Origin of the sequence: Neisseria sp. HMSC064E01 (genome assembly GCF_001808875.1) — a bacterium.
GTDB classification, from domain to species: Bacteria; Pseudomonadota; Gammaproteobacteria; order Burkholderiales; family Neisseriaceae; genus Neisseria; species Neisseria sicca_A.
In genome coordinates this window covers 33756-45115 of sequence record NZ_KV794931.1, presented here as the reverse complement: position 1 = coordinate 45115, position 11360 = coordinate 33756, and the positions used below count along the sequence as shown (strand labels likewise).

Genomic DNA, 11360 nt, shown 5'->3' with positions numbered 1-11360 from the left:
CCGTACTGGTTTAAAGTTAATCCACTATATGTGCCGTTTCCGTTGCCGCGCGGCAAAAAGGTCGTCTGAAAACGCCAATCCCTTTTCAGACGACCCCGCCAATATAACGAAATCATCTTTGCTTCAAACAAACCATTCTTTCCGTTTTTCAGATGACCTCTTTAGAGTACCGCCTTATCCGAGTTTTGCTAAAGAGAACAATATGTCTATTCAAAACCACCACCTAGACTGGCTCGAAGCCGAGTCCATCTACATCATCCGCGAAGTCGTTGCCGAAGCGAAAAATCCCGCGCTGCTGTTTTCCGGTGGCAAGGATTCCGTCGTTTTGCTGGCGCTGGCGGTCAAAGCGTTCAAACTCGAAGGCCGTCCGCTCAAGCTGCCGTTCAAGCTGCTGCACGTCGATACGGGACACAATTACCCCGAAGTGATTCAGTTCCGCGATGAAACCGTCGCGCGCACGGGCGTGCAACTGGTGGTCGGCAGCGTCGAAGATTCCATCAAAAAAGGCACGGTCGTCCTGCGCCGCGAAACCGATTCGCGCAACGCCGCGCAGGCGGTTACACTGGTGGAAACCATTGAAGAACAGGGCTTTGACGCGCTGATGGGCGGCGCGCGGCGCGATGAGGAAAAAGCGCGGGCGAAGGAGCGGATATTTTCGTTCCGCGACGAATTCGGACAATGGGACCCGAAAAGCCAGCGTCCCGAACTGTGGTCGCTCTACAATACGCGGCTATTCAGCGGCGAAAACATGCGCGTGTTCCCCATTTCAAACTGGACGGAACTCGACATCTGGCAATACATCGCCCGCGAAAACCTCGCGCTGCCGCCGATTTATTACAGCCACAAACGCGAGGTCGTCGAACGCGGCGGGCTGCTCGTCCCCGTTACCCCGCTGACGCCGAAACGCGAAGGCGAAGTTTCCCAAATCCGCGACGTGCGCTTCCGTACCGTCGGCGACATTTCCTGCACCTGCCCCGTAGCCAGCACCGCCGCCACGCCTGAAGACATCATCGCCGAAACCGCAGCAGCCACCATTTCCGAACGCAGCGCCACGCGTATGGACGACCGCGTGTCGGAAGCGGCGATGGAAGAGCGCAAAAAGGCGGGGTATTTTTAAACCAATCATCCGAAGGACATGTAGCAACATTTATATCTGAATGTTTCCATATAGAAGGTCGTCTGAAACCGATTTCAGACGACCTTTTATTGATACAAATCTAAAAAAACTATTTGCATCACACATGAACTTTAACCAAACAACGCCCCGCACCCTCGCCCAAAGCGAGCGTTTGATTCCGACGCCGAAGCCGCGCCATCCCCCTTTTTGCCTTCGGTTTTACCGCCCGTCCCGATTCCCGTTTACCCGCTGTACGCAGGATAACGATAAAACTGAAACAAACAATGAGTGTTATAATAAGTAAACCGACACACCCGACAGGTCGTCTGAAAAGGAGTAATCGACATGCCCCGACGCGTCTTTATCGTACACGGTTTTGAAGGCAATCCGCACGGCAACTGGTTTGACTGGCTCTCGGCACAAGTCCGCGCCGCAGGCTTACAAGCCGACTCGCTGGCAATGCCCAATCCCGAACGTCCGACGGTTTCTTCGTGGCAGTTTGCCCTTGACCAATTCATCGGCAAACCCGACGAAAACACCTTTCTAGTTGGACACAGCCTAGGCTGCATCACCCTTCTGCACTTCCTCAGCCGCCAACAGCCTGAAAAAATCGGCGGCTTGGTACTGGCGGCAGGATTCGCCGAACCCCTGCCCCTGCTGCCCGCCCTCGACGGCTACATCAAAGGCGCCGCGCCCGAATTCGACATCCTGCGCAAAATCCAAATGCCCAAACACTGCATCGTCTCCGACGACGACACCCACGTCCCACCCGAACTGACCCTGAACATGGCGGACAAACTCAAAAGCCCCGTCACCCACATCGCCCAAGGCGGGCACCTGATGGCATCCGACGGCTTCACAGAACTGCCGCAGGCTTGGGAAGCCTTAAAACCGATGCTGGAAGCCAAAATCTGACCCGAACGCATCAAACACCCATCCGTACAAACCTGCATACCCGTTCCCAAACACAATCCGGTCCGAAACATCCAGACGGACACCTGAGCCAGCCGACAAGCCTATTCAAACGAAGCCTTTGAGTTTCAATAAAATCCGGCAAACCCACCCTGAAACCATCCTCGAACGAAACCCCAAAAACACACCGCTTCCCATAAAAAAGGTCGTCTGAAAATGCTTCATGCTTGTTTTCAGACGACCCTTGATTTGAAGTTTCGGTGTTTTGTCGGATTATGCTTGCCGTTCACTCTAGCTGCGCTTGCCACTTTCAGGTGCTTCAATGGGTTCATAGACAAAAATTTTAACGTTTTCAATATGATTCAACGCCTTTTCAATGCGCGTGCGTACTTCATTCCAATCCAATCCGCCCAACCCTGCCCCCAGCGGAGGAATGGCAATGGAACGAATATTGTTTTCTTGAATGACTTTTACCAAATCAATCAATCCACTTCCGATATCTTCAATACGGCTTTTCCCCCGCCAATGGCGCTTGGTAGGAAAATTGATAATCCATCTTGGCAATACCAGTTGCCCTGTTTCAAAAACAAACATTTTGCCCGGCTTTAAAACTTCTTGTTTACACGCTTGCTGATACGCCTTGAAATTCTCCGGATATTTATTTTTAAATTGCAACGCAATGCCACGCCCCATAACACCAACACAATTTACGGCATTTACCAAAGCTTCGGCATCGCTCTCGAAAATATTGCCCGTTGTAAATTCAATCATGATCAATCTCCGTAATACAAAGCAAGCGCAGCTTGCGTTAGGGGGTGCGCGGCGGTCCAACAAAACAATTTGCGTTCTTTATATGGATTTTCAGACGACCTAAGTTTGAGATTTTAGCATTTTTTGGATTACACCTGCGGCTCGCCCAAACCGCGCTTATTTACCCAGCCGTTTCAACCGTTTGGCAGCATCTTAATTGCCTGACACTACGACACGACAGCAGTAGCGGGCGCCTTTTTTCAGATGACCTGCTTGACTTTGCCTCTCAAGGGTTTACAGTACGGTCTCGGATATTTTCTACAATCTAGATGAAATCCTGCAAGCATTTATGTTTCGACATTTGGGCGCATCGTTGGCGTTGAAGTGTTGCAGCGGTTTGTCGGATTTCACGATATTTGCCCACAGAAAGGAAACCCTATGGAAACCCTCACGCTTCATATCGACGGGATGACTTGCGGCGGTTGCGTCAAAAGTGTTACCCGCATTTTGACCGGCATCGACGGCGTAGCCAAAGCCGAAGTCAGTTTGGAAAACAAAAATGCCGTTATTGAATTCGATCCGGCGAAAACCAATGCGGCGGCGTTGATTGACGCGGTGGAAGACGGCGGATACGACGCGGCTTTGTGATTGCTTGCGAAAAGGTCGTCTGAAAACGGATTCTGGTTCATATAGAACCGAATCAGCCGTTTTCAGACGACCTTTTTTTACGTTTTCGCCGGATATAGCGGATTAAATTTAAATCAGGGCAAGGCGAGGCAACGCCGTACTGGTTTAAAGTTAATCCACTATAAGCAAAACAAGATTCCGTCTCGGCGGAGGTCGTCTGAAAATGAAACCTGCTTTTCAGACGACCTTATAACCAAAACTGATATCTGCCGAAGCAAACATTATTTCCGCTTTTTATTCTTTCAAGATAAAGTGCTTTTCAATCGCTGCCTGTTCATGTTTTGTGTTTTGCGTCCTTATCGGCAATGAATCGGGCGAATTGTTTTCCGAATTTTTCAGGAGTATCGAATGAATATCCGCATAGTGTCGCTGGCTGCCGCTATTGTCCTTTCCGCCTGTTCGCCCAAGTCCGAACAAACTGCCGACAAGGCGGCGACTCCGGCGGCAAACGGTAAGGGCATGACGCTTTTAAATGTATCTTATGATGTGGCGCGGGATTTTTATAAAGAATATAACCCTTTGTTTGTGAAAGAATATCGATCGAAACATAATGGCGAGACGATTGAAATCCAGCAGTCTCACGGCGGCTCCAGCAAGCAGGCTTTATCTGTGGCGAACGGTTTGGCGGCGGACGTGGTCACCATGAATCAGACTTCCGACATCGAGTTGCTCGAACAAAAAGGTTTGGTCAAATCCGACTGGGCAAAACGCCTGCCCGATCAAGCCGTACCTTACACCAGCACGACGGTTTTCTTGGTTCGCAAAGGCAATCCGAAGCAAATCAAGGATTGGAACGATTTGACCAAAGACGGGGTAAAAATCGTACTCGCTAACCCGAAAACTACGGGCAACGGCCGCTATGCCTTTTTAGGCGCATACGGCTACGGTTTGAAGGCGTTTGGTGGAGATGAAGGCAAAACCAAGGAATTTGTCGCTGCTTTGCTGAAAAACACGCCGGTATTTGAAAGCGGCGGCAGGGCGGCAACGACGACGTTCAGCCAGCGCAATATCGGCGATGTTTTGATTACTTTTGAAAACGAGGCAAACCATGTCAGCAAAAAACTGACTCAAGATCAATTTGAGATTGTTTACCCAAGCTACACGATTTTGTCGGAAACGCCAGTTGCCGTTGTAGACAGCGTGGCGGATAAAAAAGGCACGCAGCAGGCAGCGCAGGAATATCTGTCTTACCTCTGGAGCAAACCCGCCCAAGAGCTTGCCGCCAAACTTTATCTGCGTCCGCGCGACAGCGAAGTCCTCGCCGCACACAAAGCTGATTTTCCGGATATCGAAACGTTCAATCCGAATGAAAAATTCGGCACATGGCCGGAAATCATGAAGAAATATTTTGCCGACGGCGGTTTGGTGGATCAGCTTTCACCCAAACGCTAAAAAACGCCTTGCGCCCTACCCGCTTCGGCTGATGAACAAACGCAAATAGCCCGAAACCTTTTGTCAATCAGGTTTCGGGCTGTTTTATTTTTGAATGGGCAGCATCTTTTCAGACGACCTTGTCCATCAGACTTGGCACATCATTTCACACACGGATTATCCAAAACGGCCGAGACCTTTTGTTCGGCTTTGTTCATATAGGTCATGCGGACTTTTTTGCCTTTGAATTCTGCTTCGACGACGGATTCCAGCGTGGCGACATCTTGGATGAAGCCGAACTTTTTGTCTTTTGCGGAAATGAATTTAACCGGTTTTTCGCGGAAGATTGAGTAGAAAGACACGCCTTTATTATCTGCGGTCACGGCGCATTGCGTTTTGCTGTCGGTCGCGATAACGGAAGAAAGCGTATGGGGCTTGTGGGTACGGTCGGCGAAGGTGGTGTAGGAATCATACGACCCGAAGCTGGTTCTTAATGTGAAGGTATTGCCAAGCCATTCATAGCTTGTCCTGTCTTTGGGAAGATTTTTTTCGATGGCTTTTTTGCCTGCGTAGAAAGAGCATTCTTGGGTTTTGTGGTTACAGACTTTTCTGACGCTGAACTGTTTGTTTGGAGAAGTGATGACGGTTTCGGCGGCAAGGCTGTTTGCACTTGCTGCGGCGAGCATACAGCTTAGAAGAAGTGAGCGGATGGGAAGGGACGGTTTCATTTTGTTTGGTGTATCGGTTGGTTTTTAATATTGGTTGAGCGGGTTTGAATGCAATGGCGCACTCAATATGCCTGCGGCGGAATGACTGCCGATATGTTGATTTCAATCTATCAAACAAATAATCCGAAGGTCGTCTGAAACTGCTTTTTGGCGTTTCAGACGACCTTTATTTGCTTTCACGGCGCGGATTTAGCGGAAGAAGTCGCCCATGCCTGCGGGCAGACCTTGGGTGAATGCGCCCATGGTTTTGTTGGTGGTTTCTTCAGCTTTTTCAGAAGCGGCGTTGATGGCGGCGAGCACCAAATCTTCAAGCATTTCTTTATCGTCTGCGGCTTCTTGAATCAGGTCGGGGCTGATTTCGAGTTTGCGGACGACGTGGGAACAGGTCATCACGACTTTAACCAAGCCGTTGCCTGCTTCGCCTTCTACTTCGGTCTCGGCAAGTTTCGCTTGTGCTTTTTTCATGTTTTCCTGCATTTGCTGCGCCTGTTTCATCAGGCCGCCTAATCCGGCTTTTCCGAACATATTTAAAACTCCTGTGGTTGAATCGTTAAGGTTATGGGTTTATACCGTTTTGGTGTCTAAGGGTCGTCTGAAAGCGGGTTGATGGTTTTCAGACGACCTGAATGTTTATGTATCCGAATGGAAACGGAAATTCTCGCTTGCCGTTATTCCGCTTGCTCCGCCAGTTCCAAAGAGTCGGGCTGCCATTGGGCCTCGAAAACTTTTAAAACCTGACGCGCGGTTTCGTCGGCTTCGAGCAAATCCTGTGCCTGTTGCCTGCCTTCAAGTTGGAGGCGTTGGCGGCGCATGGTCGGGGTTTCCCAGCCGGCATCGTCGCGCCACGGTTCGGTTTGCAATTTCAACTGGATGCCGTAGGCTTCGGCAAGCGTGTTTTTGATTTTGTCGAGCCGCTCTTTATTCGCGGTCGCGCGGGCTTCGTCGGTCATCGACAGCATCATCAGATGGCTGCCTGCGTCATAGTGCGTCCATGCGGCGTGTTGCGCCAGCATTTGCGCGGCACCGAGCTTGCGGGCGAAGTGTCGGACGATTGCCGCCCAGTTTTCAGTGGAAAACTCGGGCAACGGGGCGAACTGCGTGCCGTCTTCGTCGTCGCTGTCTTCTTCGGCTTCCGATTCTGCTTCTGCCGTATCGGCAGGAACGGCGTGTTCCCAATCTGGCGGCGGAGGCATGTCTGCGCTGTCTGCTACGGGATAGTCATGCTCGGGCGAACCGTAATCGTAGAAAGGCGCTACGGGGGCTTCATGCGCAAATGCTTCTGCTTCTGCGGCTTCAGCGATTGGGGTCGTCTGAATTGGGTTTGTGTTGTCAGGGTTTTCAAACGACGTATCATTCAAGAAAACATCGGTTTCGTTGTTTGCTGCCCCGTAATCGGAAACTTGGTTTTCAGACGACGTTTCAGCTTGAGGGGTCGTCTGAAACGGCATTTCTGCTTCGTTTGCGGACGGAAGGTTTGCCTCTGCTGCGTCAGAGGTCGTCTGAACGCTCTCCGCCTCCGCTTGCACAGGCGTGTCCGTTACGGTTTCTGCTTCGCTCGGCGCATCTTCCCAAGGTGGTACGTCGTTGTTTTCTTGAGTTGTAACCGGTTCGGCAACCTTGTTTTCAGACGACGTTGCAGGCGTGGAGGTCGTCTGAACGGGCGGTTTGGCGGCTTCAGACTGGGGAAGTTGCAAAGGCTTTTTTGCGGTGTGGACACCCGTTTCGGCAGAATGCAGCTCGGTATTTTCAATATGTCCGCCAACGTCGTGCGCATCCGCTGCCAGCGGCGCAAACGCAAGCATACGCAGCAGGGTCATGACGAAGCCGGCGTATTCGTCGGGCGCAAGGCTCAAATCCTGTTTGCCGTGGATAGCACATTGATAATAAAGCTGGATTTGTTCGCCGCTGAGTGCCTGGCTCAGTTGCAACAGGGTTTCGCGCTCAGGGTCGTCGTGTGCCAAAGCGGAAGGAACCGCCTGTATCAAGGCGAGGCGTTGCAATAGCATGGCAAGTTCGCTCAACGCGCTGTCAAAGCCGATGGCGCGCGCTGCCATTTCCTGCGCTTTTGCCAGCAGGGCTTCGCCGTCCTGGTTGACGATACCCGCCAGCAGTTCGTACAGATATTGCTTGTCCACCGCGCCTATCATTTGGCGGACGTCTTGTTCGGCAACGCTGCCCGAACCCATGGCGATGGCTTGGTCGAGCAGGCTCAGGGCATCGCGCATCGAGCCTGCGGCGGCACGGCCCAAGAGTTGCAGGGCGGCGGGTTCATAGGCGATGTTTTCGTTGTTTAAAACATGGGCAAGGTGGTCGGCAACCTGTTGCGAAGTCATGTTGCGCAAGACAAATTGCAGGCAGCGGCTCAAAACGGTAATGGGGACTTTGTGCGGATCGGTGGTGGCAAGGATGAATTTGACGTGTTCGGGCGGCTCTTCCAGCGTTTTCAGCATGGCGTTGAACGCGCTTTTGGAGAGCATATGCACTTCGTCGATGATATAGACTTTGTATTTGCCGGCGGTCGGCGCGTATTGGGCGTTTTCCAATACTTCGCGGATGTTGTCGATGCCGGTATTGGAAGCGGCGTCGATTTCCAGCAGGTCAACGTAGCGTCCGGTGTCGATTTGCGTACAGCTTTGGCACACGCCGCAAGGCTCGCCGTGTTGCGCGTTTTCACAGTTCAGGCTTTTCGCCAGAATACGGGCGATGGTGGTTTTTCCGACCCCGCGCGTGCCGGTCAGCAGGTAGGCATGGTGCAGGCGGCCTTCGTCCAGCGCGTTGCGCAAGGCTTTGACGACGTGTTCCTGACCGACTAAATCGGCAAAGGTTTTCGGACGCCATTTGCGGGCAAGAACTTGATAAGCCATAAGGTTTTCTCTGCTGGAAATAAATCGGAAGGTCGTCTGAAAAGTGGGTGAACGCCTTTCAGACGACCTTGAAAGATGCTTGGTATTTTAGCATTTTTTTGATTTTTATTAAGGATTTTCTGTCTGCATATCGGTAATGGCGTGTGTACAAATGTTAGAATGTTACAAAATTTAAAACAACCTTAAGAACAAGCCGCCATGTCTGAAATCATCTTACGCAATCGTTCCGCATCCATGCAGATAAACACCTTGGGCGCATATGTAGACAACTTGGTTTTACAAGGTCGGGAAGTGTTATTCCCGAAAACCAGCGTCCAAGTCGGTACGGATACAAAATTACGCGGCGGGATGCACGTCTGCCTGCCGCAGTTCGGACCGGACAGTAAAAACCATTTGGCGCAACACGGTTTCGGCAGAACCTCCACTTGGCAAATCCGTTATCAAAACGAATCGGATGTCGGCTTGAGATTGATCAGCACGGCAAAGGGCTACGAAAAAGTCGAATGGCTGCTGGATTACAGCCTGCCGAACGAAAACGAAGCGGTCGCCACACTGACCGTTTGCAATTACGGTGATGCGCCCGTGCGCACTTCGCCCGGCTTCCACCCCTATTTCCCCGCCGTCGGCACCCAATTCGATTTCGACGGCGCGCCCTACGATGCCGACTATATCGCGCACACGGAATTTGTCGCTTCGCCGTCAGATACACATGTTGCGTTTGACGGAATGAAACTCGACATCCGAACTCAAAATCTGCCCGTTTACGCACTCTGGAGCGACCGCAACGGACAATACACCTGTGCTGAGCCCACCGCCGAAGGAAACGCATTTTTATCGCCTGCGCGCGGCGGACAGTTTGTTTCCGGACATGGCAAAAAGCATTACGGCATGAAAATCCGTTTGATTGCTTGAGTTTTGTTGGGTTTGTAGTGATTTTCTCAAATCCACGGGCGATTTGAGCGGCTCTATTTTTTACTATCGTGAATTTGAGTTCTCAAATAAAAAACCACCTTGAAAAAGGTGGTTTTTTGAGTATTACAAACCGTTGTTGTTGATTGCATTGGCGATATCACGCACGGCGGTAACATACATTCGGCTGTTGTTATACTGCCAAACCGTATAGAAATTATTTAGACCGAGATAATATTCAAATACACCCGGACTGGTTTCCAAACTGAATAAAACGGCTTTCTCATTGTCGGCAACCGCTTTTTGCGGCACCACGCCCATTGCTTTGAAATCGGCAACGGTACGGTTCAATGCGGTTTTTTCATCAATGATGGCTTTTAAATCAGGCGTAATCGTCAGATTGACGGGAACAATCATTTTTCCGCCTGTTTTCCAGCCGTGTTGTTTCATATAATTGGCAACAGAAGCGGCAACGTCGCCGATATTGTTCCAAATATCGCGGTGTCCGTCGCCATCATAATCGACCGCCCATTTGCGATAGCTCGAAGGCATGAATTGCGGCATACCCATTGCGCCCGCATAGCTGCCTTTGAAATCAAAAACGTTCTCTTTTTCTTCTTTCGCCATCAGCAAAAGCTCAATCAGCTCGTTTTGGAAAAACTCGGCGCGGCGCGGATAATCAAAACCCAAGGTACTCAAAGCATCGGCGACACGGAAGCTGCCTGTGTTTTTACCGTAGTTGGTTTCAATGCCGATAATCGCCACAATCAGCTCGGCAGGTACGCCGTATTTGCGTGCCACATCATCGATAACGGCACGGTTGGTAGCGTAAAACTGTTTACCGCCGTTAAATTTCGTCGCACCGGAGTTGCCTGTACGGAATTCATACCAAGGGCGAGAAGTGGACGGGCGGTACATGATGTTGATGATATTGCCCTTGTAAACCACGCCATTGAAGAAGTTTTGCAACTCAGCTTCCGTAAACTGCTTTTTCGCCGCTTCATAACGGATAAACTGGCGGACATTGGTATTGGCATTAAAGCCGCTGCTGGCAACCGATTCCGCAGCAGAATCAAAAGCAGGACGCTGGTTTTTGCTTTGATTAATCGGCTCAACCGTTTTACCGGACTCAACGTTTGTTTTGGTTGTATTGCAAGCAACGAGCAGCAACGCGGTTGATATTGCAATAGAAGGAATAAGTTTTTTCATATCTGGATTTATAGTAACTAAAGAAGCAGTCTTATTATGTAAAAAGGTCGTCTGAAAGATGGTAGGAATATACATTCCATTCCCTTTCAGACGACCTTTTAAGACTGTCTATTACTCGGCAGCTGCAACAACAGCAACGGTAATCGCAGCAACAGCGTCAGTGTGCAGAGCCACTTCAACTTCGTACTCGCCTACGGCTTTCAGAGGACCGTTAGGCAGGCGGACGTTGGATTTTGCGGCCTCAACGCCTGAAGCAACAATCGCAGCAGCGATGTCGGCATTGGTAACAGAACCGAACAGACGACCGTCCACACCGGCTTTTTGAGCGATAGTGATGGTTTGACCGTCCAGTTTTTCTTGACGTGCTTTAGCATCGGCCAAGATTTCGGCTTGTTTGGCTTCCAATTCGGCACGGCGTGCTTCGAATTCTTTCATGTTGGCTTCAGTAGCGCGTTTGGCTTTGCCGGCAGGAATCAGGAAGTTACGGGCATAACCGTTTTTCACGGTAACGATGTCGCCCAAGTCGCCCAAACCGCCGATTTTCTCTAACAGAATAATTTGCATGATTTAAACTCCAAAATTATTTGTGTTGATCGGTGTAAGGCAACAGAGCCAAGAAGCGTGCGCGTTTGACTGCAGTAGCCAATTGGCGTTGGTAATGCGCTTTGGTGCCAGTGATGCGGGCAGGGATGATTTTGCCGTTTTCAGAAATGAAGTCTTTCAGCAAATCAACTTGTTTGTAATCGACTTCTTGCATTTTTTCAGCCGTAAAGCGGCAGAATTTTCTACGTTTGAATGATTGACGAGCCATTG

At 50.5% G+C, this 11360-nt stretch carries 12 protein-coding genes; 5 read left to right on the top strand and 7 right to left on the bottom strand.

Annotated features, from left to right (window positions below):
• Window positions 1-202: 202 nt before the first annotated feature.
• Window positions 203-1117: a sulfate adenylyltransferase subunit CysD gene (gene cysD / locus HMPREF2572_RS05835; RefSeq protein ID WP_003757409.1), complete on the top strand. Its 915-nt coding sequence runs from the start codon at window positions 203-205 to the stop codon at window positions 1115-1117.
• A 345-nt stretch (window positions 1118-1462) separates the two neighbouring features.
• The gene (locus HMPREF2572_RS05830) at window positions 1463-2032 is read left to right on the top strand and encodes an RBBP9/YdeN family alpha/beta hydrolase (RefSeq protein ID WP_070496739.1); all 570 of its coding nucleotides are present in this window, start codon (window positions 1463-1465) and stop codon (window positions 2030-2032) included.
• A gap of 288 nt (window positions 2033-2320) precedes the next feature.
• On the opposite strand, the gene HMPREF2572_RS05825 is transcribed toward HMPREF2572_RS05830, so the two are convergent.
• Window positions 2321-2800, bottom strand: a complete 480-nt coding sequence (locus tag HMPREF2572_RS05825; protein ID WP_070496736.1) for a type II toxin-antitoxin system antitoxin DNA ADP-ribosyl glycohydrolase DarG — start codon at window positions 2798-2800, stop codon at window positions 2321-2323.
• A 417-nt stretch (window positions 2801-3217) separates the two neighbouring features.
• On the opposite strand from HMPREF2572_RS05825, the gene HMPREF2572_RS05820 reads away from it, so the two are divergent.
• Window positions 3218-3427 (top strand): heavy-metal-associated domain-containing protein, encoded by a 210-nt coding sequence (locus HMPREF2572_RS05820; RefSeq protein WP_003757400.1) that lies wholly within the window; start codon window positions 3218-3220, stop codon window positions 3425-3427.
• Window positions 3428-3814: 387 nt separating this feature from the next.
• Complete coding sequence (locus tag HMPREF2572_RS05815; RefSeq protein ID WP_070496735.1) at window positions 3815-4858, top strand: sulfate ABC transporter substrate-binding protein; 1044 nt, start codon at window positions 3815-3817, stop codon at window positions 4856-4858.
• A 140-nt stretch (window positions 4859-4998) separates the two neighbouring features.
• On the opposite strand, the gene HMPREF2572_RS05810 is transcribed toward HMPREF2572_RS05815, so the two are convergent.
• From HMPREF2572_RS05810 to dnaX, 3 genes are all read right to left on the bottom strand, one after another.
• Window positions 4999-5565, bottom strand: coding sequence for a hypothetical protein (locus HMPREF2572_RS05810; protein ID WP_070496733.1), 567 nt, complete (start codon window positions 5563-5565; stop codon window positions 4999-5001).
• A gap of 189 nt (window positions 5566-5754) precedes the next feature.
• Window positions 5755-6090, bottom strand: a complete 336-nt coding sequence (locus HMPREF2572_RS05805) for a YbaB/EbfC family nucleoid-associated protein (protein WP_003678854.1) — start codon at window positions 6088-6090, stop codon at window positions 5755-5757.
• 143 nt (window positions 6091-6233) lie between these two features.
• Window positions 6234-8429, bottom strand: a complete 2196-nt coding sequence (gene dnaX / locus HMPREF2572_RS05800) for a DNA polymerase III subunit gamma/tau (RefSeq protein ID WP_070496732.1) — start codon at window positions 8427-8429, stop codon at window positions 6234-6236.
• 198 nt (window positions 8430-8627) lie between these two features.
• Here dnaX and HMPREF2572_RS05795 point away from each other — a divergent pair, with 198 nt between their 5' ends.
• Window positions 8628-9341: an aldose epimerase family protein gene (locus tag HMPREF2572_RS05795; RefSeq protein ID WP_070496731.1), complete on the top strand. Its 714-nt coding sequence runs from the start codon at window positions 8628-8630 to the stop codon at window positions 9339-9341.
• 123 nt (window positions 9342-9464) lie between these two features.
• On the opposite strand, the gene mltB is transcribed toward HMPREF2572_RS05795, so the two are convergent.
• The 3 genes from mltB to rpsR all read right to left on the bottom strand — a co-directional run bounded on the left by mltB (window position 9465) and on the right by rpsR (window position 11358).
• Window positions 9465-10547: a lytic murein transglycosylase B gene (gene mltB, locus HMPREF2572_RS05790; protein ID WP_070496730.1), complete on the bottom strand. Its 1083-nt coding sequence runs from the start codon at window positions 10545-10547 to the stop codon at window positions 9465-9467.
• A gap of 111 nt (window positions 10548-10658) precedes the next feature.
• A complete protein-coding gene (gene rplI, locus HMPREF2572_RS05785; protein WP_070496727.1) occupies window positions 10659-11111 on the bottom strand; it encodes a 50S ribosomal protein L9 in 453 nt (150 codons plus the stop codon).
• A 16-nt stretch (window positions 11112-11127) separates the two neighbouring features.
• A complete protein-coding gene (gene rpsR / locus HMPREF2572_RS05780) occupies window positions 11128-11358 on the bottom strand; it encodes a 30S ribosomal protein S18 (RefSeq protein ID WP_070496726.1) in 231 nt (76 codons plus the stop codon).
• Between the last annotated feature and the right edge of the window lie 2 nt (window positions 11359-11360).